The organism is Cupriavidus pampae (assembly GCF_914271485.1).
Taxonomy (GTDB): domain Bacteria; phylum Pseudomonadota; class Gammaproteobacteria; order Burkholderiales; family Burkholderiaceae; genus Cupriavidus; species Cupriavidus pampae.
Window position 1 is genome coordinate 15,839 of the sequence record NZ_CAJZAG010000004.1, and the last position, 24,345, is coordinate 40,183.

Sequence of the window (24,345 nt, forward strand, 5' to 3'; positions counted from 1 at the left end):
GCACGCCAGATTCGGCACGGTAGCGATCATCGGCCAAACGGCGGATCCACAATCGGCTGAATAGGCGAGGTTTTACGCGTGATTTCAACCTTTGGATGGAGGCGGCCCGGGTCTACAGTGCGAGGGCCGAAACAGGTGGGAAGCCGTCTTCTTGTGATGCATCAGGCGCATCGTGCGAATCAGGACGGTTTCGACCCCGATTTCCAACCTTTGCTGGACCGATCTCCGACATGACCACGATTTCTTCCATCGAAAGCATGCTGCAGCAACTGCGCGGCCTGGCCCAGACCGCATCCGGCGGCAGCGCGGCCTCGACGCAGGCCGCCACCACGAGCGGCTTTGCCGGTGAACTGCAGCGCTCGCTCGCGCGCGTCAACGCCACGCAGGAGCACGCCAGCACTCAGGCCGAGGCGTTTGAACTCGGCAAGCCGGGCGTGGCGCTGAACGACGTGATGATCGACCTCCAGAAGGCCAACGTCTCGTTCCAGACCGCAGTACAGGTGCGCAACCGCCTGGCCGCCGCATATCAGGAAATGATGAATATGCCGGTGTGATACACCGGTACGGCCGCTGACTGCGGCCGTAGCAAAAAGGCCCGCATCCTGTGCGGGCCTTTTTGCATTCAGACGCGAAAACTCAGAGGCGGAAATACTCCTCGGCGGCGCGTTCGGGCGCGGGCTTGCAGACGAGGTCACCGGCCTGGCCGGCATAGACCAGGCAATAGCCCGGCGTCTCGCGGTTCAGCACGCTCACGCCCTGCGCGATGACCGAGCCGTCGCGTACGTGGCTGCGGCCGATGATGGCCGTATTGGGGTACATCACCACCCCGTCGCCGATCACGGGCGCAATGCCGTGATTCTTGCCCACCGTCGAGTTCTGATACAGGACGAGGTAGTTGCCATAGGTGGCCTTGGCCAGCACGATGCCCACCGAATGGCCGATGAAGAACACCTCCGGCATCTCGATCTCGTAGAACAGATCGATCGCGTTCAGCGCCTTGTTGAGCAGAAACAGCTTCGTGCATGCCTCGCCATGGCGCTCGTTGCGCCAGATCGTATTGGCCAGGTAGTACAGGTACTGGCAATACTGTGACGAGTGCAGGTAGTTGAACTGGCCGGGCCGCCACATGCGCACGGCGTCGATGCACCGCGCGGTGCGCGCCAGTGCCTCGTCGATATGACGCAACACCACGGGCAACAGCGCATCGTTGCGGCCGTCGGGCACCAGGTTGGCCACCTGCGCGCAGGTATAGGCGGCCAGCGAATCGCGGGTCTGTCCGATCAGTTCCATGGGCGAATGCCTGCCAGATAGTCGGCCACGACCGTGCGTACGTCGCGCGGCACCACACCCAGTGCGCGCAGCGCCGCGGTGCTGCAGATCGCGGCGCGTTGCGTGGGCGACTTGCGCGTCATCGCAATGTCCCAGCCAGCAGCGTTGAAGACCTCGACCAGCTCGCCGTTCGACACGTTCTCGCCGCTGGCCACGTTGAAGATGCCCCCCGCGCTGCGCGTGGAAATATCGGTCAACGCCTGCACCACATCATCAAGGTGGATGTAATCGCGTACGAAGCCGGAGTCGCTGTCGAGCTGGAACGCGCGCTCGCTGGCGGCACGCATCAGCCATTCGGACAGGAAACCGGGCGAGTCGGGCGCCCAGTCGAACACGCACGACAGTCGCGCCACGGCGGTACGGCCGCCCGCCACGGTCAGGCACAGGTTTTCGCCAAGCCCTTTCGTGAAGTCGTACAGCGCGCGCGGATTGGCGGGCTGCAGTGTCAGCGCCGCGGCCTCGTCACCCTGCGGCAGTTGCGACGAATCGTAGAGCCGCGTCGACGACAGGTAGATCAGGTGCTGATAACGATTGGCACGCAGCACGTCGGACAGCAGCGTGACGTGCGCGGTCACGGTGTCGTAGGGCCGGGCAGCGTAATCGGCGGTCAGGCCCGCGCAATAGAAGACGTGACCGAGCTCGCGAGTCAGCAGCGCGCGATCGCCGCGCGCGGGCACCCACACTTCATGGCCGGCACGCCGCAGCGTGTCGGCCAGACGGCGGCCGACAAAGCCGGCGCCGCCGATGACGGTACAGCGCATCGCGTTCCTCAGTTGACCGGGTGGTGCAGCGCCGGATCACGGTGCCAGAGCAGCTTCGGGCTCACGCCCGGCACGACGGCAAAGCCCTGGCCTTGCAGCAGCGCGGGGTCCTTGACCGCGACCATGTTGAAGCCGTGCGGCGGACCTTCGAGGTAGACGTTGTCCACCGGCACCAGTTCCACCGGGCGGCCCTGCATGTCGACGTTCGAGTTGAAGTCGCGCACGGCGTAGACGCTGTAGCCGTAGTCCTTGAGCAGCTTGATGATCTCGGCGTTCTCCAGACCGCGGCTCCAGTCGACGTAGTGGCGATGCACTTCGAACACGAGGTTCGGGGCTTCGCCGGCCGGGCGGGCCAGCTGTTTGGCGGCACCCTTGAACACGTTCAGTTCCGCGCCCTCGATGTCGAGCATGATCAGGCTCAGCTTGTCCACGTTCTGCTGGGCGCAGTAGTCGTCGATCGTCACCGTCTTGAAGCTGTCATCGCCAGCGGGGCCGGTGCTTTGCTCGGCGTAGGCGAACGAGTCATGGCCGACCAGACGCAGTTGCGTGGTGCTGTCGGACCACAGGCCCAGGCGCCAGCTGCGGATGTTCTCCACCTTGTTCAGTTCGGCGTTGTTGCGCAGCATGCCGAGCTGATCGGCATTGGGCTCGAACGCGTGGCAGGTACCGCCGGCACGCGCCAGCTGGCGCGCCATCAGGATGACCTGATCGCCGAAGTAGGCGCCGCCCACCACGGCATGGCCACCGCGCTCGCAGAGCTTGACCAGCAGCTTGGTGGTTTGCGGTTCCCACACGTGGTCCGGCGCGGCCGGCGAGCTCATCAGAAAGTCGCGGGCGATCTTGGTGCGGTACAGGAATTCGAACACGGTACCGTCGGACAGCGTCTTGCGCAGGCGCGATTCCTCGTTGTACAGCGCGTCGACGATCGGGCCGGTGATGTCGTCGCGCACGCTGCCTTCATAGCCGGACAGGTCCTGCTCGATGTTCTTGCACAGGGCAATGACCTTGTCGCGGGCAGCGGCGCTGCCGCCCACCGTGCGCAACGCGTCGGAAAGCTTCTGCAAATGTTCAGTCGTCATGGGTGGCTCCGCTTCGGGTAGTCAGTGTGTTCAGGTTGAATCGGGAATCAGCTGGCCAGTGCCTGCAGTTCGGCCAGTGTGGGCAAGGCAAGGTCTTTTGCGGAAATCAGGCGCTCCGCGCAGTCGGGCCAGGCAATGCCGATGTCGGTATCGTCCCAGCGCACGCCGGCACTGCTGCCGGGTACGAAAGGCACCGTCATCTGGTAAAACACCTCGGACAGCGGCGACAGCGTCTGAAAGCCATGCGCCACGCCCTTCGGGATATAGATGGCCCGCTGCGTCCGCGCGTCGAGCTCCACGGCCTGCCATTGCAGATACGTGGGGGAATCGACGCGCAGGTCCAGGATCACGTCATGCACGGCGCCAGTGGTCACGCGCACGAGCTTGTCCTCGGCGTGCTCCCCTTGCTGGAAATGCATGCCGCGCAGGATGCCCGCGCGCGTGTTGCGCGACACGCTCTGCTGGACAAAGCGCGCATCGATGCCATGCTCGGCAAACGTGTCCACGCAGACGGTGCGGGCAAAGAAGCCACGCTCGTCAGCGAGCGGTTCGGGATCGACGATCCAGGCGCCCGCAATGCGGGCCGGCGTGAAGATCACGGCAGCACCACGGTTTCGGGAATGGCCACGACGAAGCGGCCGCCCCAGGCGCGGATGCCGGACATCTGCTCCATCACCTCGTCCTTGATGTTCCACGGCAGGATCACGAGGTAGTCCGGCTTGCGTGTCTCGATGACTTCCGGCGCGAGGACGGGAATGCGCGAGCCCGGCAGCAGCTTGTTCTGCTTGGCGGGGTTACGGTCCACCACGTACTCGATCAGATCCGAGTCGATGCCGCAATAGTTCAGCAGCGTGTTGCCCTTGGCCGCGGCGCCATAGGCTGCCACGCGCTTGCCCTTGCGGCGCGCATCGATCAGGAACGCCAGCAGGTCGACCCGGGCCAGGCGTACGCCTTCGGCAAATGCGGCGTAGCGCTCGACCGAGGTCAGGCCGCCGCGTTGTTCTTCATCCAGACACGCCTGCACGGCTGCCGTGGTGACATGCTTCGCACCCTGGTGGCAGGCAAACATCCGCAGGCTGCCACCGTGCGTGGGCAGATGCTCGATGTCGAACACCCGCAGTCCGGCGCGCGCCAGAATGGGTACCAGCGCGGTCAGCGACAGGTAGGAATAATGCTCGTGGTACAGCGTGTCGAACTGGTTCTGCTCCAGCAGACGCAGCAGATGCGGGAACTCGAGCGTCACCACACCTTCCGGCCTCAACACCACCGGCATGCCGCCGACGAAGTCGTTGATATCGGGCACATGCGCCAGCACGTTGTTACCGAGCAGCAGGTCTACCTGCCAGCCTTCCACGCACAGCGCGCGGGCGGTCCGCTCGCCGAAGAACAGTTCGCGGCTGTCGATGCCCCTGGCGCGCGCGGCCTTGCCGGTATTGGTCGATGGCTCGATGCCCAGGCACGGCACGCCTGCCTGCTGGAAGTACTGCAGCAGGTAGCCGTCGTTGCTGGCCACTTCCATCACGCGGCTCTGGGGGCCCAGGCCGAAGCGTGCGGTCATCGCCTCGACGTAGCGGCGCGCGTGTTCCAGCCACGACGTCGAGTACGACGAGAAGTAGACGTAGTCGTCGTGGAAATGCGTCTCGGCCGGCGTGGCGTCGCGCAACTGCACGAGCCAGCAGCTGTCGCAGACCATCGCGTGCAGCGGGTAGAACATCTCGCCCTGCGCGATGTTCTCCGGCTTGATAAAGGCATTGGAGACCGGCGACAGGCCAAGGTCCACCATGGAATGGGTCAGCGGCGCGCCGCAGGCGCGGCAGTTCGCCGGATGGACGGTAAGTTGAGCGTTCATGCGCAGAATTGCTCGATCTGTTGTTCAGTGATGGCGCGTGCGCGAGAAGGTTCAAGCTGGACGGTGCGATACCAGCGCGCCGTCGCGGCCAGTGCCTCTTCCAGCGTCCAGCGTGGAGTCAAGCCCAGTACGGTTCGGGCTCGCGCGGCGTCCAGATACAGGTTGCGCGCCTCGTGCGGCGCGGCTCCCGGCGGGGGGCAATGCTTCCAGTCCAGTTCGGGCCAGTGTGACTGCAGGCCACGCAGCACCGTGGCAACCGGCAGGTTGTCGCGTGGCTCCGGACCAAAGTTGAAGGCGTCGGCCAACGCGGCGTCTCCCTCGAGCAGACGGCTACCCAAACGCAGGTAGCCGTGCAGCGCCTCGAGCACGTGTTGCCATGGTCGCGTGGCCTGCGGACTGCGGATTTCCAGCGCGCGGCCGGCAGCGGCAGCGCGCGCGGCATCGGGAATCAGCCTGTCTTCGGACCAGTCGCCGCCGCCGATGACATTGCCGGCACGTGCAGTGGCCAGCAGCACGCCACGTTCCGCGAGGAACGACTTGCGATAGCTGGCGGCAACCAGTTCGGTGCCAGCCTTGCTGGCGCTGTAGGGATCATGGCCGCCGAGGGGATCGGTTTCCCGATAGCCCCAGAGCCATTCCTTGTTGTCGTAGCACTTGTCGGTCGTGATCACGATCACGGCGCGCACCGACGGGCAGGCCCGCACGGCTTCGAGCACGTTGACGGTGCCCATCACGTTGGTGGACCACGTCTGCGACGGATCGCGATAGCTGGCACGCACCAGCGGTTGCGCGGCAAGGTGCAGCACGATCTCCGGCTGCGCGTCCTGCATGGCCTGCGCGAGTGTGGCGGCGTCGCGAATGTCCGCGATCGTGTGGCGCACCAGCGCCGATCGGACGTCCGCCACGTCGAACAGACTTGGTTCGGTGTTGGGCGCCAGCGCGTAGCCACTCACCTGCGCCTCGAAGCGCGCGAGCAGCAGCGCCAGCCACGCGCCTTTGAAGCCGGTGTGGCCGGTGACGAAGACGCGCCGCCCACGGTAGGCGGCGAGGATGTCCTTAACGTCATTCGGGTCGGCAGGGCCGCGCATCGTTACCAGATCTTCCACGGTGCCTTGCCCGATTGCCAGAGGTCTTCCAGAAGGTTCTTCTCGCGCAGCGTGTCCATGGGCTGCCAGAAACCGGTGTGCTCGAACGCGGCCATGTGTCCGCCGTTGGCCAGCTGACGCATCGGCGCTTCTTCCCACGAGATACCGTCGTGCTCGATCAGGTCGATCACTTCGGGCTGCAGCACGAAGAAGCCGCCATTGATCCATGCGCCGTCGCCGCGCGGCTTTTCGGTAAAGCCGCCCACCAGATCGTTGTCGGCACGTTCCAGCGCGCCGTAACGGCCGGGCGGTTGTACCGCGGCCACGGTGGCCTGACGGCCGTGCGAGCGGTGAAACGCGATCTCGCGGCTGATGTCGATATCGGAAACGCCGTCACCGTAGGTGAAGCAGAACGGTTCATCGGGTGCCAGGTACTCGCGCACGCGACGCAGACGTCCACCGGTCATGGAGTCCTCGCCGGTATCCACCAGCGTCACGCTCCACGGCTCGGCCTTGCGGTGATGCACGGCCATACGGTTCTCGCGCATGTCGAACGTGACGTCGGACATGTGCAGAAAGTAGTTGGCGAAGTATTCCTTGATGACGTAGCCCTTGTAGCCCAGGCAGATCACGAATTCGTTCACGCCGTGCGCCGAGTACATCTTCATGATGTGCCAGAGAATCGGCTTGCCGCCGATCTCGATCATCGGCTTCGGACGCAGGTGCGACTCTTCGGAGATGCGGGTGCCAAGGCCACCGGCGAGGATCACGGCTTTCATGCTGTCACTTCCTCCGCCACCAGGCTTTGCGTGTGTTCGATCGTGATACCGAGGACCTCGAACACCGTCGGCGGCGGTGACGATTCCAGGATGTCCAGCGTCAGGCCGAACTGGTCATCGAGCAATTGCGCCAGTGCCGACTTGTCTAGGCCTTGCTCGTCCATCCAGATGCCCAGCTTGCGGTACAGCGGCAGCGCGTACGGGCGCATGCCAATGGCTTCCACCAGCAGTTCGATGGCTTCGTCGTGCTGGCCGTCGGCGTATTTGATCTCGGCCAGCCCGTACGCGACCATCCAGTGGCGATACCAGGTGGATGTCAGGTTCTCCAGCACGTTGCGCAGCGGCAGGAACTCGCGCATGTGCAGGTGCGCGGCCACGGACAACACCAGATCCTCCGCGGGGTACCAGGTGCCGCCGAAGAAGACGCCTTCCTTGCGCTCGGCGCGTTGCTGCGCCTCGGGCTTGAAATCCTTGACCATCTCGGCCACCTGATCTTCGAACCAGGTCGCGAAACGCGGGGCATCGAACATCTCGCTCTGCTCGGCGCGCGGGCGGATGGACTGGCGAATGCCCTCCAGTTGGGCTACATCGGATGCCAGTGCACACGCCACTTCGACGTAGCGTTCCTCGGTCTCGCAGATCAGTTCTTCCAGTCCCGCGGCGCGCAGGAAGGGCGCCGAGACGCGTTGGTGGAAGGTGTCACCCGCAAACGAGACGATCGGCACACCCATCCAGATGGCATCGCAGGTGGTGGTGCCGCCGGTGACCGGCGCGGTGTCCAGCGCGATATCGATGCGATGGTAGGTCAGGTATTGATTGGAGCCGTCACGGTTGATCATTTCGACGCGGCTGGTGTCGATGCCGTGCTGCTCCATGCGCGCGCGCAACATATCGCGCACGCTGTCGCGATCGCAGCCCGCCGCTTCCACCAGCAGGCGCGCGTTGGGGCAGCGCGCCAGCACCGCGCTCCACAGCCGCATGGTCTTGGGACCCAGCTTGGCGATGTGGTTGCACGAACCGAAGGTGATATAGCCGCTCTCCAGCGCCGGCGTCGGACGCACGCGATACTTCGGCTCGTAGATGAACAGCGGGTTGGTGACCATCGGATGGAACGCGCTGAAGATCGGCGCGCGCAGCAGCTTCTCCGAATAGTTGTGCTCGAATCCATCGGGGTCGGCGGTCCAGTCGGTCACGCGGAACTCGATTTCCTTCATGCCCGTGGTGCCGGGATAGCCAAGCCACGTCAGTTGCTTCGGCGCCAGGCGATGGACCATGTACTGCAGCGGGGATGCCCCGGTGTAGCCGCCCAGATCCACCATGACATCGCAGCGGGCGTTGCGGATACGCCGGATGACTTCGGCCTCGGGAATCTTGGAGATGTCCTGGAAACTCTCCGCATACTGGCGGATCTTCAGCGTAACGCTGTCGGACACGCTCGTCAGCGAGAACAGATGCACCTCGAAGCGGGTGCGATCGATATTCGCGATCAGCGGGATCAGGAAGTACGCGACGGCGTGGCGGCGCAGGTCGTTCGACAGGATGCCGATGCGAATCTTGTCGCCGTCGCTGCCGCGCAGGGGCGGGATCTTCGCATCGATCGGCGTGCGCGCCAGCGTTTCCGCCCAGTCGGTGGCTTCGCGCCGCAGCTGGTCCGCGCTGATGGTCTCGTCGTAGAGAATCGTGAACAGCAGGTTCGCCCGATTGATGCGCTGCAGGGGATCCATCGCGCACGCCCTGCGCATGACGGGAATGGCCTCGATGGTAGCGCCCGATTCGCGCAACGCGCTGGCGTAGTTACCCACGGCGATGGGGTCGTTTGGCAGCATCGCGACGGCTTTCTCGCCAGCGATCCGTGCCTCGTTGTAATCGCCGAGCGCGAACATAGCTGCCGCGTAGGCCTGCCACAGGTTGGGCGCGTCGGCCTGCAGCGCCAGGCTCTTCTTGATCAGCCTTGCACCGAGGTCGAAGTTCTCCAGTTGCACTTCGAGCATACCAACCATGCCGATAAATCCGGCATGGTTCGGAAAGCGCTTCATGCTGGCTTCGGCGAGGGCTTTCGCCTCCGTGTTGCGGCCCATTCCCGAGGTCGCAAGCGCTTCGATGTAGCAGGCGTCCGGCATGCTGGCACCACTGCGCTTGGCGGTGTTCGCCAGCTTGATGGCCTCTGCGTGTCTGCCCGCGTGGTGGGCCATCCAGGCCTGCTGGATGATGCGCTGCGCGGGACCCATCGAGACGTTTTTGTTCATGGCATTCTGCTTTGTATAGGCACGGTGCCACCCCAGGCTTCCATGGGCTGGCCGATGCTAAAACCTTAACAAAGCGGAATGCGCGCCATTGGCCGGAACACGGGACAAAATTGGCGCTATTTCGAACCACGTGCCGAGTCCGCCTCCTGCCGCGCAAGGGCGTCAGGTAACGATCTCAGGGATTTCCTTAGGCAGGAACGGGGGTCGCGGAGGCGGACTCGACCTGATGGAGCCACGTCAGCAATTCGGCCACCGCGACATACAGCTGCGGCGGAATCTGGCTGTCCATGTCCACCTGCATCAACAGGTTCACGAGCGCGGGCGAGCCATGCACGTAGACGCCGGCGTCGCGGGCGCGCGCGATGATGGCTTCGGCGGACATGCCGTAGCCCTTGGCGACCACGCGTGGCGCGTTGTCCTTGGCCGCGTAGGCCAGCGCCACCGCGACGTTGCGATCGGGGTCGTGGGCGCTCATGTTGCTGCTCCGACCAAACTGTGGCTTACCAAAGTATCGCCAACCGTGTCCGCGTGTTGGATCTGCAGGTTCAACAGCGCGATGCCGCGTGCCTCCAGCTGCTGGCGGAATTCGGCACCGGCCTTGTTGAGGCGAGTGGTCGCTTCGGTGTCATGCGTGACCAGCCGGGCCTCGAGGCCGCGCGCGCCGAGCGTCAGCACGGCTTCGACATTGCCGAGCTGCGGCAATGCCAGGCGCAGGCGTGTGCTCCACTGAGCGGTGCCCTCCGCGGCGCCCTCCCGATGTTGACCCGCTTCGTGCCGCGTGACCTCCCAGTCGACGGGCATGCCCGGCCAAGCGTCGACCGCGAAGCGGAACTGCTGCGTGGCCAACAATTCCAATTGCTGGCGCACTACGCCTTCGGTGGCGGGATGCACGGGCGGGCCGGCATCCGCTGCGGATGGGGTCGGCTCCGGCGTATTCCAGTTGGCGATCGCGGCCTCGCGCTGCGCGCGGGCGATATGGTAGCCATCGTGCGAAACCTCGGCCGTGGCCTGGTACGCCTGCGCGGCGGCGTTGGCCTGTCCCGCGCGGCGTTCCTCGGCCGCTGGTGAGGCCTGACTTCCGCTGGCGAGCCCGGGCTGACGGATGCGATTGCTGGCCCGCAAGACCTCCGCAGCCACCGCATCGTGGCGCGCGCCCGTCACGGGAATCGGCGTGCCGTGCGTGCTCGATGGTGGGAACACCACAGGGCGCGTGAGTTCGGCCAGCGTGGCAGCCGGGTTTTGCTGGGTTGGTAACGGGGTTGCTGGGCCACTGTACGGCAGCATCGCAACCGGTCCTTGATTCATTGACTGAGGCGCGGCCGTCTGCGGCTGGCCATTGGCTGCGACGGGCTGACGCAATGGCCCCTGCGGCTCTGCGAGCAACGTCGCCAGCGGTCGCATGCCACTCACCCATTGTTCGAGGTGCGATTCATAGAACAGGCCGCTCTCGCTGACCAGCGTGGCCAGACCGTTTGCCATCGCCGTGGCCGCGGCAGGGTTGGCCGCGCCTGTGGGCGCCGCGGGCAGCAGTGGCGCAGCCGCTCGCATTGGAACGGTCTCGGCGTTGCCCATCACATCGAGGATGGCGCGGGCCGCGAAACTGAGCGTCTCGCGTGTCGACGTGGTCTGGGCCGTGCCGGCCGCATTGCCGGCATCGGGCGTGACGCCGTTGGGCTGACGCGTGGGAACCGCGCCGCCGGTAGACGACTGCACATCGCCCTGCGTGACTTCCGGCGCCGGCATCAGCGCGGCAAGCCGGTCGATCGCCAGGGCCGGTCGCGTCAGTTGCGAGTCGGGAGCAGTGCCGGGCAGTAGGCTGGGGGGCAGGTGGACGCCGGTCATAGGCACATGTCAGATGGAACGGGGGCGTGACCGTCGCCCCCGAAACAGAAGGGGCGGGACGTCTAGACCGCTGCGCCGTAATTATCGATGCGAATCGATGCGTGTCTAGGCGGCCGCGCCGTAGGCCCGGTGCAGGCCGAGCTGCGTGCGCGAGCTGTTGAGCAACGAGCCAAGTTGCGCCAGGCGCGGCATGGTCAGGTCTCGAATTCGCGCATCGAACGTCAGAATGCGCTCGAGCAACTGGAAACGACGCAGACGCTCGTTGTCGGAGAATGGCGCGCCATGGTCCAGCTGACGCAGGCGCTCGACCTCTGCCAGATACACCTGCTGCAGTTCGCTCATCGCGTCCCAGTTTCCGGCACGCGCGGCTTCGAGCATCTGCTCGGAGAGCACAAGCAGCTCTTCATAGCTACGAACGATAGGGGACATAAACAGCATTTAGGATTCTTGCAGCGCAGCCTGAGCCTCGGTTGCCAGGGAAGACTGCTGGGTTTCGGGTGCTGCGGGGTCGCCGATGGCGGCCCACGCCGAGGCCAGATTCTCGAGCAATGCATCGACTTCGGCCAGCAGGCCGGCGTCGTTGCGCAGATTTGCCAGCATCAGCCGGCGCGTCATGTATTCGTAGAGAGACTCGAGGTTGGCGGAGATTTCTCCGCCTGCCTCATGATCGAGCACGGCTCTGAGGCCGTTATCGATGATATTGATAGCCTTGGAGATCGCGTTGCCGCGCGCTTCCAGCTCGCCATTTTCCATGTGGAACTTCGCCCGGGCGATGGCGGAGCGTGCCCCGTCGTACAGCATGACGATGAGCTTGTGCGGACTGGCGCTCATGACCCCGGTCTGAACACCGACCTGGGCATAGGCATTGACGGCTTGGCGCGCGAACATGGCGGGGCTCCGGCTTATTTGTTGCTGTTCTGCAGCTGTGCGAACTGCTGCGTCAGGTACGACTTGGTCTGATTCAGCTGGGCCACCAGCACGTCCAGCGCGGTGAACTGAGCCTTATAGCGATCCATGGTCGACTGGATGCGGTCCTGGGTCTGCGTGTACTTGTCGTTCAAGTCCTTGAGCGAGTCCGTCAGCCCGTTGGTCGCGTTGGTCAGCGCGCCGCTGTCGCCGTTCACGCCGTCGATGTAATCGGAGACCGTGTTACCCAGGCCCTTGCTGCCGTCCACGCCGCCGAAGAAGGCCGACATGCCCGACGCGTTGTCGCGGATGGCAGCATCGAGCTTGTCATCGTTGACCTTGAGCTTGCCGTAGTTCTGACCCTTGTTCGAGGTGTCGAGGTCGAACGAGATACCCATTTGCGACAGCGACAGCGTGCCACCCTTGCCGTCCGGCAGACCCGCGTTGAGCATCGAGCGCAGGCCGGTCTGGATGTTGCGCAGCGTGCCGTCGCCGGTCAGCGGCGCCGAGCTGGAAGGATCGCCAGGCTTGTTGCTGCTGGTATCGAACGCGGTCTGCGTGGCTGCCTCGGTCAGCAGCGCGTTGTACGCGCTGACGAAATCCGTAACCGCCTTCTTGATCGAGTCGCTGTCCTGCGTCGCCGTCAGGGTGGTGGTGCCGGTCCCCGTCAGGGTCAGCGTGGTGCCCGGTACGGCGTCCTTGACGGTGTTTTCCTGGCTGACGATGCTGATGCCGTCGACCGTGAGTGTGGCATTGGTGGCCTTGACCTTTTCTTCCATGCCGTTCGGCTGCGTGGCCACGGTCGGGTCGAAGGCAACGACGTTGCTGACCGCGGCGTCGCTGGCACTGACCTTCATGGACATGTCCTCACCGGTCTTGGTCGAGGTCAGCACCAGGCGATAAGGCGTACCGGAGCCATCGTTGACGATGCTGGCCTGTACACCGACGCCGGCCTTGTTGATCGAATCGCGAATGCCTTGCAGCGAGGTGTCCGAGCCGATCGTCACGGTCTTGGTGCTGGTCGGTGCGCCGCCGGTGGCGAGATCCTTGCCGAAGTCGAACGTGATGGTGCCGCCGCCGATCGCGGCGGTCTGGCTGGCCTGGCCCTTGGATGCCAGCGTCTGGGCCTTCGCCAGCGTGTCGACCTTGATCTCATGGCTGCCCGGCAGCGAGTCGGCGCTGGTGGTGGCAGTCAGGATGCCGTTGCTGACGGCGGCTTTCACGACACTGAAGGTCTTCGGGTTCGTCAGATTCTTCGCGGCGGCCTGATACGCATCGAGTGCGTTCTTGATCTTGCCGTAGGCCGACAGCTTCGCCTGATAGGCGGTAGCCTGATCGGAGATAGGCTTGAGCGCCGCGTTCTCGTTGTCCTGGAGCGACTGGAGCAGATCCTGCAGATTCAGGCCCGAGCCGACGCCGATGTTGGAGATTCCTGCCATTTTTATTTACCCCGTTCTTTTCTTCAACTGGATGCCGCGTTACACGGCGTGGCTGACAAACAAGCCTTGCAGTTTGTCGATAGCGCGTGCGACGCGCAGAACTTCTTCGTTCGGCATTTGCCGGATGATCTCGCCCGTATCTTTGTCGACCACCTTGGTGATGACACGATGGGTCTTGTCGTCGATCTCGAAGCGCAGGCCGATGGACGTGGTCTTGAGCACATCCACGAGCTCGCGCATGGCGTCGGAAGTGTTGGAGGTTCCGTCGGAATTGTTGGAGGAAGACCGGGCTGCCGGATCGGCCGCGCGTTGTGGCTCACCGAATGCCTTGATGGCTTCTGCCGGTGCCGGCGCCTGGCCGGTGGCGGAGGGATGCGCGGCGAGTTGCGCCGTCGACATCGAAACGGTATTAGGAATTGCCATGGTCATTCTCCGTCCGGCGAGGCTCGGCTCAGGGTCCTGTTGAAACGCTTTGCAGGCAGCGGTCTGCCTGCGAAACATTCCGGCAAAAAGGCCGGGCCTTGCGGCCCGGCCTTTCCTGCGGCGTGATTAACGCAGCAGCGACAGCACCGACTGGGTCGTCTGGTTAGCTTGCGACAGCACCGACGTACCAGCTTGTTGCAGGATCTGCGCGCGGGTCATGTTCGACACTTCCGTTGCGTAGTCAGCGTCTTCGATGCGCGAACGCGAAGCCGACAGGTTGTTCACCGTCGTGCTCAGGTTGTTGATCGTCGATTCAAACCGGTTTTGCACAGCACCCAGGGCCGAGCGCAGGTTGTCCACCGTGGACAGTGCGGCGTCCATCGTGGCCAGCGGGTTGGTCGTGGCGGTTTGTTGGAAGTCCGACGACGTCAGCGAGGCACCGTTGATGGTGAAGCCAGCGGTCGTACCGTTGTTCACGGCGTCAGCTGCCTTGACGGCGATGAACATCGTCGTGGAGGTAGCCGTGCCGTTGCCAGCGAAGCCCTTGGCCGACAGAGCGGTGTCGTCGGCGGCGGTCAGGCCGGTCATGCTCACGCGCACGAACAGGTTGCCCTTCGAATCCTGCACCAGATCTTGTGCGTTGATGGCCGACGAGGTGTTCAGGCCCAGAGCGCGCTGGATGTCAGCAGCCGACACGCCGGTGGCGCTGGTGCCGGTAGCGCCGTTGCCGAAGATGGCGGTAACAGCGGTACCGTTGGCGATCGTGCCGGTCGTGCCTTGCGGGCCAGCGACGCTGAAGCCCGAAATGCCCAGGGTCTTCGAGGTGATTTGTTGCAGGCCGATCGAGATGGTTTCAGCGTCGTTCGCGCCAACCTGGATCGTCATGTTTTGGTTCTTGGCCAGAACCTTCACGCCGTTGAACTGGGTCTGAGCCGACACGCGGTCGATTTCAGCCAGACGCTGCTTGATTTCGTCCTGGATCGACTTCAGATCCGAACCCGAGTTCGTGCCGTTGGCGGCTTGCACCGACAGTTCACGGACACGTTGCAGGTTGTTGTTGACTTCGGTCAGCGCGCCTTCGGTCGTTTGAGCGATCGAGATACCGTCGTTGGCGTTACGCGAAGCTTGCGTCAGGCCGCGGATGTTTGCGGTGAAGCGGTTTGCGATGGCTTGGCCAGCGGCGTCATCCTTGGCGCTGTTGATACGCAGGCCCGACGACAGGCGTTGAATCGCGCTGTTCAGCGACGATTGCGACGTGTTCAGGTTGCTCTGCGTTTGCAGCGACAGAATGTTGGTATTGATGACTTGCGCCATGGTACGACTCCTATTTGCAATGTTTTAGGCATTCCGGCGGGTGCCGTAACGTTGGCTGCCTGCTGGAGCAGGGGTAGAGTGCCTCCGTTGCAAGGGTTATCGACCAGCGGTGGGGAAGCTTTAGTGTGACTTTTACGAGAGTTGATACGGCGCGCCACATGGGACGCGCGGCATTGCGCTTTAGCGGCGCTTGCGGGTGCGCGGCACGAACAGGCGCACGAACTCCGGCGACGTCTCCGCGTCCGGTACCACGGCCTCGCCCTCGGGGCCGGCCGGCGTGACTACCGTGACGGAACGCTTGTAGACCAGCACGGGCGTGGGATCGTTCAGATCCTGCCCGAGCAGCAGCATGTAATTGTCCGAGGCAATGACCACGCCCGTGAGGCGCGTGCCATTCGACAGATGAACGATGACCGGGACGCGACTGGCGCTGTGGGCCGCGAATTGCAGGTGCTGCAGTTTGCGACTGGGTCGGGAGGCCTTTTTTTCCTGCTTCACAACTTCTCCGGAAGAGCCCGCGAGGGTTCTGGCGGCTGACGACGGTACGATGACCAGGTGCGCGGATCGGCGTCGCTCCTTCTATATGAAGGAAGAAGCACGATGCGGCCCGATCCTGGCGAGGGATGAAACATTCGCTCTCGATACCGGCGCGGGGGATCCCGCAGTCGCCGACGAAATGTTCGTCTTGCGGCGCCACCAGAAGAGAAGGGAAATACTTCAGGCCAAAGGGTAACAAAGTTTTACAAATCTTGACGAGGACGAGCGCTAACCCGGCCTAGAGCATTTGCTCTAACGTTGTCGTTGTGGAAATTGTGGAGCTGAGGTAACTCCCGATTTGGGCGCTACAGACTTGTCAAAAGAATCGCCTTCATCACAAATGAAAAACCTAAGCTTTGTGAAGATGCTGCCGATAACTCTCGGCAGGACCAAAAGTGATTCCTTCAGACGTTTTTGATGAAGAATTCGCTAACCCGTTACACCTACCATCGGGGGTTTCCCTGATAGAAGGTCGATTTACACCTCATGTAAGCAGGTTTATATTCGGGGCCTGAGCCAAATTTCCGGTTCTTTTACACAGCAGTCCTGAAAGCCTACGAGCACCCCGCGCGTGGGCTTCTTTTTTTGCCGAGCCCGCGTCGCATCGAGTGCACGGAAGCTATTAGACGTCACCCGTCATCTGGTCAATTCACCGAACTGCCGGTGTTTTACCCGTCATTTCAAATTCCGCCTCAAGTCGCCTTCCCGCCACGCCGTTAGGGCCCCCGTGCGTCCCCCCGTATGGTTTGAAATGCGGGGTGAAACGCTGCTCCTGCCAAACAAAGCAAACAGAGAGAAGGGGAACGGTGATGGGCTTGCGAAATACAGGCATCGGGACGAGGTTGTCCCTGGCATTCCTGCTAGTGGTCGTCCTGCTGGCGGCCGTGGCCGCGGTGGGTGTGTCGTCGTTGCATGGCATGAACGACGCGATGCATACCGCCGTCGAGCAGCGGCTGCTGCGCGTGCTGGATCTCAACCGCGTCAAGGGCGATGCGCAGCAGATCGGCATGCTGGTGCGCGATGCGACGCTGTCCCAGGACCCCGCGCTGGTGACGCGCAATGCCGAGCGCATCGTGGCGGTGCGCGAGGAAGTGGCGCGCACGCTGAACGAATTCGGCAAATTGCTCGAGCAATCGGGCCATCCGGACCGCAAGGCGATGCTCGATTCGCTGACCGAGGCGCGCCAAGCCTATAACAAGCAACTCGACGCTGTGGTCCAGCAACTGCGGGCCGGTGACTTCGACGGCGCGCGCGCCGGACTCGCCAGCGGTCTTGCGCAAGCGCAGGCACCGTATTTCGACAAGCTCGACGAATTGTCCGCCTCGGGCCGCAAGATGGCGATCTCGGCGGTTGGCAGCGCGAGCGAGCGCTACGAGCTCACGCGCAATGTCCTGATTGGCCTTGCCGTGCTGGCCGCAGTGGTGGCCGTGATACTCGGTATGGCCATCACGCGCTCGATCATCCGCCCCGCGCGCCATGCGCTGGATGCCGCGGAAGCGTTGTCGGCTGGTCGCCTCGGCCACAGCATCGATGTGCGCAGCCAGGACGAGATGGGCCGCATGCTGGGCGCGCTGGAACGCGCCTTCGGCCAGTTGCGCAGTCTCGTACATGGCATTCAGCAGGCGGCGGGCTCGATCGACACGGCCGCGCGCGAGATCAGCACCGGCAATACCGACCTGTCGCAACGTACCGAGGAGCAGGCAGCTTCGCTCGAGCAGACCGCCGCGTCGATGGAGCAACTGACCTCCACGGTGCGCCAGAATGCCGAGAACGCGCGTCAGGCTAACCAGCTGGCGGTGAATGCATCCGACGTGGCCAGCGAAGGCGGGCGCGCGGTGCGTGGCGTGGTGGAAACGATGGACGGCATCTCGAAGTCCTCGAAGCGTGTCAGCGAAATCATCGGCACGATCGAGAGCATCGCGTTCCAGACCAATATCCTCGCGCTCAACGCGGCCGTGGAAGCCGCGCGCGCGGGCGAGCAGGGTCGGGGCTTCTCGGTGGTTGCAGCCGAGGTGCGCACGCTGGCGCAACGTTCGTCGGCGGCTGCCAAGGAAATCGGCGACCTGATCAACGGTTCGGTCAGGCAGGTACAAGACGGCGCGAAGCAGGTGGAAGCCGCGGGTCGGACCATGGACGATATCGTTGGCGCGGTGCGCCGCGTGACCGACATCATGGGTGAGATTACCGCCGCCAGCCAGGAGCAATCGGCGGGCATCGAGCAGGTGAGCCTGGCAATTACGCAGATGGAAGGCGTGACGCAGCAGAACGCGGCGCTGGTCGAAGAAGCCGCCGCAGCGGCGGAAAGCCTGCTGCAACAGGCGCAGGGCCTGGTCACCGAAGTGGCCAAGTTCGATGTCGGGACGTCGCAGGCCGCGCCACGCGTGGCCCCCGCACGTGCGGCCATCGCCCATGCTGCCCCGGCCCCGCGCGCGTTGTCGGCTCCGGCACGGGCGCTTGCATCGGCCCCGGTGCGGGCGCTGCCCCAACCCAAGGCCAGCCCGGTGGCCGTCGCACGGACCGCGGCTCCCGCAGCGACCGGTGCGACCGGTGCGACTGCATCGACCGCACGGACCGCAACCACCGCCCCGACCCCCACACGCGTGCGTGCCATCTCGCGTCCGGTTACCGCCCCGGCGCAGCCGACGGCCGCGCCGGCACCGCGCCCGGCGCGTGAAGCCGCCGTGCCCGCAGCGGTCCGCGCGCCGGTGGTGCGCAAGGCGCCGGCCTCGGTGCTGCCCACTCGCACGCCCGCCGCGCCCGCCAAGGCGCGCGGACCGGTGGAGCGCCAGCGTCGCGAGCCGGTGTTGCAGCCGGCGCGCCGCCCGGGTCACGGCCGTGCCGCCGCAGGTGCCGCGAGTGCCGCGCTGGCCACGGCTGGTGCCGGCGACTGGGAAACTTTCTGAAAGATTCAGGACATGCGTGCGAATGAAGAACTGGCCTACAATGGCGGTTCTTCTTCATCACAAGAGCAGACAAGGCCAACGAGGCCCCGTGTCATGACTGGTTGAAAGGTCAGGCACGTAACGAGCCCCCAGCCCGAGAGCCGCCGTCTGCCGCGCTCATGTCTTCCTCTTCCCCCGCCCCTATCGGAGACCAGGCCCGCACGGTCTCCAATGCATCTTCCACCTCCGCCGCTGCTTCCGCCGCGCAGGTTCCCGTGCCTCAAGTACCGGTCATGCAGGTGCTGTTCGGGCTCATGCTGGCCATTCTGCTTGGCGCGCTCGAGCAGTCGATCGTCGCGGTGGTGCTGCCCGACATCGCGTTGCAGCTCAATGGCTTCGACGACATGGCGTGGGTGATCTCCGCCTATCTGGTCGCCTCCACCGTGGTGACGCCGATCTACGGCAAGCTTTCCGACGTGCTCGGCCGCCGTGCGGTGCTCAGTTTCTCGATCATCCTGTTCACGCTGGCCTCGGTGTTCTGCGCGATGGCGACATCGATGCCGATGCTGATTCTTGCGCGCATCCTGCAGGGGCTCGGGGGCGGTGGGCTGATCTCGGTGTCGCAGGCCACCATCGGCGACGTGGTGCCGTTGCGCGAGCGCGGCCGCTATCAGGGCTACGTCAGCGGCGTGTGGGCGGTGGCGAGCATGGCTGGCCCCGTCATCGGCGGCTACCTCGCGCACTGGCTGACGTGGCGCTGGATCTTCTGGATCAATCTGCCGCTTGCGCTGATTGCACTGATCGTCGTGCGGCGCGCGCTGCGTCATCTGCCGGTCAGTGGCCGGCGTCATCGCATCGATTACCCGGGCGCGCTGTTGTTCGGCGGCGGCCTGACCGGATTGCTGGTGTTCCTCACGCGGCTCGGGCAGGGCCATTCGCCGCTGGAGGTGGAATCGATTGGCTTGCTGCTGGCAGGCGTGCTCGGGCTGGCGATCTTCGTCTGGCAGGAGCGCCGCGCGGTGGACCCGGTGATTCCGCTCGACCTGCTTGCCGTGCCTACCGTGGCGATCTGCTGCACGACGCTATTCATCTGCTTCTTCCAGCTGATTGCGATGTCGGTGCTGTTGCCGCTGCGCTTCCAGGTGGTAGGCGGCGCGCCCGCCGATATCGCGGCGTTGCGTTTGGTGCCGTTGACGCTGGCGATTCCGTTCGGTGCTTTTATTTCCGGCCGCATGATGTCGTGGACCGGTCGCTACAAGCCGCTGCAGCTGGCGGGATCTGTCGTCGCGCCGATCGCGATCGTAGGCCTGGCCTTCGTGCCCGTGCATGACGTGATGCCGAGCCTGCTGGTGATGGTGGTGCTTGGTCTCTCGCTGGGCCTGCAGTTCCCGAGCGGCCTTGTGGCCACGCAGAACGCGGTGCCACAACAACAGATGGGTATCGCGACGGCGCTGACCGCGTTCTCGCGGCTGCTTGGCGGCGCGGTCGGTGTGGCCGTGCTGACCACGGTGCTGATCGCGCTGCTGCGTCATAGCGGGGTGGCGATGTCGGCCGGGCATGCGGGCGAGGACGTGCTGATGAGCATGTTCCGCCGCGCCCTCGGCGGCGCCGACCAGGCCGACGCGGCCGCGGTACGCGCCGCTGCCGAGCAGGCCTTCCGCACACTGTTCCTGCTGAGCGCAGCCGTATCGCTGATCTCGCCGTTCCTCGTGATGCGCCTCAAGGAGGTCGCCCTGCGCGGCAGCCCCGCCGAAGCCGCCAAGGCCGCCGCCGCGGCGGCCGAGTAGTCCTAAAGGGCGAGCCGCGCCTACCGCCGGTTCGCTCCCCACTCCCTCAGGCAGACCGCCGCGAACATTTCGCATGCCGTCGGTGTGCTCCCCACTCCCTCAGGCAGAGCGCCGCGAGCATGTCGCATGCCGTTGGTGTGCTCCCCTCTCCCTGGAGGGAGAGGGGCCGGGGGAGAGGGTGAATCAAATCCCTATTGTTTGCTCCCCTCTCCCTCGGGGAGAGGGGCCGGGGGTGAGGGCACCCCCGCCTGAACTCGCCGCCGCGCTCGCGCCGCGAGTCCCGACCCCAGCGTCCATCGCATGGTCGGCGCCAACACCCGCATCGCCGCCAGCGACAATGGCCGCCTGAACGACGCGCCGTCGAGCCGCAACATCTCCCGCGCCCATGGCGGCAGCAGCGCCACCCCGGCATCGGTCATCACCCGCACCGCCGGCAATAACTGCCGCCGCGCCACCGGCATCGACATCACCAGCCGCACCACCTCATGCGTGCGTTCGCTCGCCACAAGCGAAGGACGCTGCGCGGCCAGATACGCATCGATCGCCGCGCGCGAGGCTGGCACGTCCGGCGCGCCCAACAGCGCCGCGATGCGCGCCTGTTCCGCAAAGTAGCGGTCCTGCTCGTCCACCGAAAGCGGCCCCACATAGCGCAGGTAACCTGCCATAAAGCTCGACACCTCGGCCACATGCACCCACGTGAGCAACGCGGGATCATCCGCGGCATAAGGCTGCCCATCAGGCGCCGTGCCACGAATACCGGCATGAATGCGCCGCACGCGTTCGATCAACTGCATCGCCTCGGCGCGACTCCCATAGGTCGTGCCCGCAATGAACTGAGCGGTGCGCCCGAGCCGCCCCTGCATATCGACACGAAACGTCGAGTGGTCCCACACGCCCGCCAGCGCGCGCGGATGCAATGCCTGCAGCAACAACGCGCTCACACCACCCGCGAGCATTGCCGGGAAATCCGCATGTACGCGCCAGCAGACCGCGTCGGGACCGAACAGTCCGGGATCGCCAGGAGGGTGGTCATAGTCGAGCGTAAGCCCCGAATTGCTGCGCGTGATGGCACGCACCTGCGCGCCCGCGTGGTTACGCAGGCGCGCGATCAGGCTGGCAGTACGAGTGGGGCTGGCATTGGCATCCATGATCGGCAGCATACTACGCACGCTGCCGGGCTGTCGCCAACCTGTGGATCAGTGCGCGCCGCTGGCGGCGCCCGCACCGGCCGCGTTACGCGCGGGCCGCGTGAACCAGATCAGAGGAATGATCACGACAAAGATCACGCTCGAGATCCAAAAGATATCGTTGAGCCCAAGCATCACCGCCTGCGAATTCAGGCTGCGCTCGAAGAACGCCACGGCCTGATCCGGCGAGAAGTTCAGCGTGCGCTGGATGCTGTCGAGCGCGGCCACATACGTCGGGTTGTTGGGCCCCGTCTGTTCGGCCAGCTGCGAATGATGCAGGATGGTGCGATCGTTCCAGGCCGTGGTGGCCAGCGACGTACCCACCGCGCCGCAGAACACCCGCGCAAAGTTCGACAGGCCCGCCGCCGCCGGAATCTTGTCCGGCGACAGGCCCGACAGGATGATCGCCGTCAGCGGCACGAAGAACAACGCCATCGGAATCCCCTGCAGCAGAGTCGGCAGCACGATCGCGTAGGTATCGACACCGGTCGTGTAGTGGGAGCGCATGAAGAACACCGCCGCGAAGCCAAGGAACGACAACGTGGCCAGTACCCGCAGTTCGGCCTTCGGCAGGAATTTGCCGACGATCGGCGCAAGAATCACCGCGAAGATGCCAAGCGGCGCCGTGACCAGTCCCGCGTTGACGGCGGGGTAGGCCAGATTCTGCTGCAGCCATTGCGGGAGCACCACAAGGTTGGCGAAGAACACCGCGTAGCCCACCGAGATCGCGATCGTGCCGGCAAGGAAGTTGCGGCCCTTGAACAGTCGCAGATCGATGATCGGATTCGGTTCGGTCAGCTCCCAGATCACGAAGAACACAAAGCCCAGCAGCGCCACGACACCGAGCGTAACGATCACCGGCGAGTTGAACCAGTCGAGATCCTTGCCCTTGTCGAGCATGATCTGCAGCGCGCCCACCCACGTGATCAGCGATGCAAGACCGACGAGGTCGATCGGCAGCTTGCGCGTCTTCGACTCACGCTCGCGATAGACGGCCCACGTCACCGCGGCGGCGAACAGGCCCACCGGCACATTGATATAGAAGATCCACGACCACGAATAGCTGTCGGTGATCCACCCACCGAGTGCGGGGCCCGCGATCGGACCGACCGTCGCGGTCATCGCCCACAGTGCCAGCGCGGAGGAACTCTTTTCCTTCGGGAACGACCCCAGCAACAGTGCCTGCGACAGCGGGATCAGCGGCCCGGCCACGGCGCCCTGCAAGATGCGCGCGGCCAGCAGCGTCGTCAGGTTGGGCGCGATGCCGCACAACCACGACGACAGTACGAACAGCAGCAGCGCGCCGACGAACAGCCGCACCTGGCCGATGCGCTGTGTGAGCCAGCCCGTCAGCGGAATGGAGACGGCGTTGGCGGCGGCGAATAGCGTGATGACCCACGTGCCCTCATCGACCGAGACGCCGAGATTGCCGGAGATCGTCGGAATCGCCACGTTGGCGATCGACGAGTCCAGCACGTTCATGAAGGTGGCCAGCGCGACCGCGAAACTGCCGAGCAGCAGTCGCGTACCGGTCAGTGGCGGCGGGGTGGTCGGTGCCAGAGAAGACATGGTGCGCTCCGATGAGAAACTGATGCGTCAGCGATGTAAGCGTGCGAGCGGATGGCTTGCGCCGCGCTCAGGCGCGGCCGCCTTTCGCCACCACCTTGTTCGCCAGCGCACCCTGAGCGCGGTTTTGCGTCCCATCCTGCGAGGCGTTCAGCGCAATGATCCGCGCGATCTCGCGATCGGCTTCCTCGCCCTGACGCTGGAACACATCGGTGGCATAACGCGTGCGATAAGACGTGTTGGCGGTCGAGAGCTCGGCACCGCTGCCCTTGATGTTCACATCGACGAGCATCGACAGACCGATCTGCAGCGGATGCGCGCGCAGTTCCGCAGGATCGAGTTCGATGCGCACCGGCAGGCGCTGCACGACCTTGATCCAGTTGCCGGTGGCGTTCTGCGCCGGCAATGCCGAGAACGCGCTGCCGGTGCCGGCCGCAAAGCCGACCACCTTGCCGTGATAGGTCACGGTGCCGCCATAGACATCGGCACGCAGTTCCACAGGCTGACCGATGCGCAGGTGTCGCAGTTGCACTTCCTTGAAGTTCGCATCGACCCACACGCCGTCGAGCGGCACCACGGCCATCATCGGATTGCCGGGTGCGACGCGTTGGCCCACCTGCACCGAGCGACGCGCGACATAACCGGTGACGGGCGCCGGCAGCGTATTGCGCGCATTGGAGAGCCAGGCGTCGCGCACCTTCGCGGCGGCGGCCTGCACGCTCGGGTGCTCGGCGACGTTGCTGCGATCGGTCAATGCATGATTGGCGGTGAGCTGCTCGCGCGCGGTATCGAGCGCGGCTGCGGCAATGCGCACGGCATCGCGCGCATGCGATACGTCCTCGGCGGAAACCGCGCCGGTCTCGGTGACTTCGGTGCGGCGGCGCAGATCCGACTGCGCGCGCGACAGATCAGCCTCGCGCTGACGCACGGTGGCGGCGAGCACATCGTTATTGACGTAGAGCGCGCTGACCTGGCGCACGGTCTGGCCGAGCGCGGCTTCCGCGTTGGCCAGCGCGATGCGCGCATCGGCGGGATCGAGCGTAACCAGCGGCTCGCCGGCCTTGACCACCTGCGTATCGTCAGCGTTCACCGCCACCACGGTACCCGCGACCTGCGGCGTGATCTGCACGAGATTGCCGTTGACGTAGGCGTCGTCGGTTTCTTCGTGGAACCGTGCGACGGTGTAGTAGTACGTACCGTAGCCGATGGCCACCAGCGCGGACACGAGGCCCAGCGCGGCCAGCATGCGCTTGCGCTTGCCGCTGGCGGGGTTTGCGGCGGGAGCGGCCTTCACCGCCGTGGCTTCAGTTTTGTTCTCTGCGTTCATGTTGGCA

General features: G+C 64.8%; 22 protein-coding genes. 3 read left to right on the forward strand and 19 right to left on the reverse strand.

The features are described from left to right. The first annotated feature begins 230 nt into the window (after positions 1-230). Entirely contained in the window at positions 231-554 is a 324-nt protein-coding gene (gene fliE / locus LDO41_RS10930) for a flagellar hook-basal body complex protein FliE (RefSeq protein WP_223987178.1), read from the forward strand. A gap of 82 nt (positions 555-636) precedes the next feature. On the opposite strand, the gene LDO41_RS10935 is transcribed toward fliE, so the two are convergent. From LDO41_RS10935 to LDO41_RS11010, 16 genes are all read right to left on the reverse strand, one after another. Then, positions 637-1,290 carry an LbetaH domain-containing protein gene (locus LDO41_RS10935; protein WP_223987181.1) on the reverse strand — a complete coding sequence of 218 codons (654 nt, stop codon included), beginning with the start codon at positions 1,288-1,290 and terminating at the stop codon, positions 637-639. Then, the gene (locus LDO41_RS10940; protein ID WP_223987184.1) at positions 1,281-2,090 is read right to left on the reverse strand and encodes an NAD-dependent epimerase/dehydratase family protein; all 810 of its coding nucleotides are present in this window, start codon (positions 2,088-2,090) and stop codon (positions 1,281-1,283) included. Before LDO41_RS10940 ends, LDO41_RS10935 begins: the two co-directional genes overlap by 10 nt. A gap of 8 nt (positions 2,091-2,098) precedes the next feature. Then, complete coding sequence (locus tag LDO41_RS10945; RefSeq protein WP_223987200.1) at positions 2,099-3,169, reverse strand: FkbM family methyltransferase; 1,071 nt, start codon at positions 3,167-3,169, stop codon at positions 2,099-2,101. Positions 3,170-3,216: 47 nt separating this feature from the next. Further along, the gene (gene rfbC / locus LDO41_RS10950; RefSeq protein WP_223987203.1) at positions 3,217-3,768 is read right to left on the reverse strand and encodes a dTDP-4-dehydrorhamnose 3,5-epimerase; all 552 of its coding nucleotides are present in this window, start codon (positions 3,766-3,768) and stop codon (positions 3,217-3,219) included. Next, positions 3,765-5,018, reverse strand: a complete 1,254-nt coding sequence (locus tag LDO41_RS10955) for a class I SAM-dependent methyltransferase (RefSeq protein ID WP_223987206.1) — start codon at positions 5,016-5,018, stop codon at positions 3,765-3,767. The genes rfbC and LDO41_RS10955 overlap by 4 nt, the downstream gene beginning before the upstream one ends. Then, positions 5,015-6,106 (reverse strand): CDP-glucose 4,6-dehydratase, encoded by a 1,092-nt coding sequence (gene rfbG, locus LDO41_RS10960; RefSeq protein ID WP_223988683.1) that lies wholly within the window; start codon positions 6,104-6,106, stop codon positions 5,015-5,017. Before rfbG ends, LDO41_RS10955 begins: the two co-directional genes overlap by 4 nt. A 2-nt stretch (positions 6,107-6,108) precedes the next feature. Next, on the reverse strand, positions 6,109-6,882 hold the full coding sequence (rfbF, locus tag LDO41_RS10965) for a glucose-1-phosphate cytidylyltransferase (protein ID WP_223987209.1): 774 nt from the start codon (positions 6,880-6,882) through the stop codon (positions 6,109-6,111). Then, positions 6,879-9,128 (reverse strand): O-linked N-acetylglucosamine transferase, SPINDLY family protein, encoded by a 2,250-nt coding sequence (locus LDO41_RS10970; protein ID WP_223987212.1) that lies wholly within the window; start codon positions 9,126-9,128, stop codon positions 6,879-6,881. Before LDO41_RS10970 ends, rfbF begins: the two co-directional genes overlap by 4 nt. 187 nt (positions 9,129-9,315) lie before the next feature. Then, a complete protein-coding gene (locus tag LDO41_RS10975; protein WP_223987215.1) occupies positions 9,316-9,603 on the reverse strand; it encodes an EscU/YscU/HrcU family type III secretion system export apparatus switch protein in 288 nt (95 codons plus the stop codon). Further along, a complete protein-coding gene (gene fliK / locus LDO41_RS10980) occupies positions 9,600-10,970 on the reverse strand; it encodes a flagellar hook-length control protein FliK (protein ID WP_223987218.1) in 1,371 nt (456 codons plus the stop codon). The genes LDO41_RS10975 and fliK overlap by 4 nt, the downstream gene beginning before the upstream one ends. A gap of 105 nt (positions 10,971-11,075) precedes the next feature. Next, complete coding sequence (locus LDO41_RS10985; protein WP_223987221.1) at positions 11,076-11,408, reverse strand: flagellar protein FliT; 333 nt, start codon at positions 11,406-11,408, stop codon at positions 11,076-11,078. Beyond that, positions 11,409-11,858, reverse strand: a complete 450-nt coding sequence (gene fliS, locus LDO41_RS10990) for a flagellar export chaperone FliS (protein ID WP_223987224.1) — start codon at positions 11,856-11,858, stop codon at positions 11,409-11,411. A 14-nt stretch (positions 11,859-11,872) separates the two neighbouring features. Continuing rightward, positions 11,873-13,315, reverse strand: coding sequence for a flagellar filament capping protein FliD (gene fliD / locus LDO41_RS10995; RefSeq protein ID WP_223987244.1), 1,443 nt, complete (start codon positions 13,313-13,315; stop codon positions 11,873-11,875). Positions 13,316-13,354: 39 nt separating this feature from the next. After that, positions 13,355-13,744 (reverse strand): flagellar protein FlaG, encoded by a 390-nt coding sequence (locus tag LDO41_RS11000; protein ID WP_223987247.1) that lies wholly within the window; start codon positions 13,742-13,744, stop codon positions 13,355-13,357. Between the two features lie 120 nt (positions 13,745-13,864). Beyond that, on the reverse strand, positions 13,865-15,052 hold the full coding sequence (locus LDO41_RS11005) for a FliC/FljB family flagellin (RefSeq protein ID WP_223987265.1): 1,188 nt from the start codon (positions 15,050-15,052) through the stop codon (positions 13,865-13,867). Positions 15,053-15,232: 180 nt separating this feature from the next. After that, a complete protein-coding gene (locus LDO41_RS11010) occupies positions 15,233-15,550 on the reverse strand; it encodes an RNA chaperone Hfq (protein WP_223987268.1) in 318 nt (105 codons plus the stop codon). Positions 15,551-16,398: 848 nt separating this feature from the next. On the opposite strand from LDO41_RS11010, the gene LDO41_RS11015 reads away from it, so the two are divergent. Then, entirely contained in the window at positions 16,399-18,492 is a 2,094-nt protein-coding gene (locus tag LDO41_RS11015) for a methyl-accepting chemotaxis protein (protein ID WP_223987271.1), read from the forward strand. Between the two features lie 272 nt (positions 18,493-18,764). After that, the gene (locus LDO41_RS11020; protein WP_223988685.1) at positions 18,765-20,258 is read left to right on the forward strand and encodes an MDR family MFS transporter; all 1,494 of its coding nucleotides are present in this window, start codon (positions 18,765-18,767) and stop codon (positions 20,256-20,258) included. A gap of 191 nt (positions 20,259-20,449) precedes the next feature. Here LDO41_RS11020 and LDO41_RS11025 read toward each other — a convergent pair whose 3' ends face one another. The 3 genes from LDO41_RS11025 to LDO41_RS11035 all read right to left on the reverse strand — a co-directional run bounded on the left by LDO41_RS11025 (position 20,450) and on the right by LDO41_RS11035 (position 24,338). Continuing rightward, positions 20,450-21,418, reverse strand: coding sequence for an oxygenase MpaB family protein (locus LDO41_RS11025; protein WP_223987288.1), 969 nt, complete (start codon positions 21,416-21,418; stop codon positions 20,450-20,452). Positions 21,419-21,454: 36 nt separating this feature from the next. Beyond that, the gene (locus LDO41_RS11030) at positions 21,455-23,014 is read right to left on the reverse strand and encodes a DHA2 family efflux MFS transporter permease subunit (protein ID WP_223987305.1); all 1,560 of its coding nucleotides are present in this window, start codon (positions 23,012-23,014) and stop codon (positions 21,455-21,457) included. 67 nt (positions 23,015-23,081) lie between these two features. Then, positions 23,082-24,338 carry an HlyD family secretion protein gene (locus LDO41_RS11035; RefSeq protein WP_290370877.1) on the reverse strand — a complete coding sequence of 419 codons (1,257 nt, stop codon included), beginning with the start codon at positions 24,336-24,338 and terminating at the stop codon, positions 23,082-23,084. Positions 24,339-24,345 lie beyond the last annotated feature (7 nt).

Bases quoted from the DNA above. Each gene is read 5' to 3' on its own strand.
- LDO41_RS11015 (WP_223987271.1), top strand. From the start codon at position 16,399: ATGGGCTTGCGAAATACAGGCATCGGGACGAGGTTGTCCCTGGCATTC.
- LDO41_RS10975 (WP_223987215.1), bottom strand. From the start codon at position 9,603: ATGAGCGCCCACGACCCCGATCGCAACGTCGCGGTGGCGCTGGCCTAC.
- fliD (WP_223987244.1), bottom strand. From the start codon at position 13,315: ATGGCAGGAATCTCCAACATCGGCGTCGGCTCGGGCCTGAATCTGCAG.
- LDO41_RS11025 (WP_223987288.1), bottom strand. From the start codon at position 21,418: ATGCTGCCGATCATGGATGCCAATGCCAGCCCCACTCGTACTGCCAGC.
- LDO41_RS11020 (WP_223988685.1), top strand. From the start codon at position 18,765: ATGCAGGTGCTGTTCGGGCTCATGCTGGCCATTCTGCTTGGCGCGCTC.
- rfbG (WP_223988683.1), bottom strand. From the start codon at position 6,106: ATGCGCGGCCCTGCCGACCCGAATGACGTTAAGGACATCCTCGCCGCC.
- fliE (WP_223987178.1), top strand. From the start codon at position 231: ATGACCACGATTTCTTCCATCGAAAGCATGCTGCAGCAACTGCGCGGC.
- LDO41_RS10935 (WP_223987181.1), bottom strand. From the start codon at position 1,290: ATGGAACTGATCGGACAGACCCGCGATTCGCTGGCCGCCTATACCTGC.
- fliS (WP_223987224.1), bottom strand. From the start codon at position 11,858: ATGTTCGCGCGCCAAGCCGTCAATGCCTATGCCCAGGTCGGTGTTCAG.
- LDO41_RS11005 (WP_223987265.1), bottom strand. From the start codon at position 15,052: ATGGCGCAAGTCATCAATACCAACATTCTGTCGCTGCAAACGCAGAGC.
- LDO41_RS11030 (WP_223987305.1), bottom strand. From the start codon at position 23,014: ATGTCTTCTCTGGCACCGACCACCCCGCCGCCACTGACCGGTACGCGA.
- LDO41_RS10970 (WP_223987212.1), bottom strand. From the start codon at position 9,128: ATGAACAAAAACGTCTCGATGGGTCCCGCGCAGCGCATCATCCAGCAG.
- LDO41_RS10985 (WP_223987221.1), bottom strand. From the start codon at position 11,408: ATGCTGTTTATGTCCCCTATCGTTCGTAGCTATGAAGAGCTGCTTGTG.
- LDO41_RS11000 (WP_223987247.1), bottom strand. From the start codon at position 13,744: ATGACCATGGCAATTCCTAATACCGTTTCGATGTCGACGGCGCAACTC.
- fliK (WP_223987218.1), bottom strand. From the start codon at position 10,970: ATGACCGGCGTCCACCTGCCCCCCAGCCTACTGCCCGGCACTGCTCCC.
- rfbF (WP_223987209.1), bottom strand. From the start codon at position 6,882: ATGAAAGCCGTGATCCTCGCCGGTGGCCTTGGCACCCGCATCTCCGAA.
- LDO41_RS10940 (WP_223987184.1), bottom strand. From the start codon at position 2,090: ATGCGCTGTACCGTCATCGGCGGCGCCGGCTTTGTCGGCCGCCGTCTG.
- LDO41_RS10945 (WP_223987200.1), bottom strand. From the start codon at position 3,169: ATGACGACTGAACATTTGCAGAAGCTTTCCGACGCGTTGCGCACGGTG.
- LDO41_RS11035 (WP_290370877.1), bottom strand. From the start codon at position 24,338: ATGAACGCAGAGAACAAAACTGAAGCCACGGCGGTGAAGGCCGCTCCC.
- LDO41_RS10955 (WP_223987206.1), bottom strand. From the start codon at position 5,018: ATGAACGCTCAACTTACCGTCCATCCGGCGAACTGCCGCGCCTGCGGC.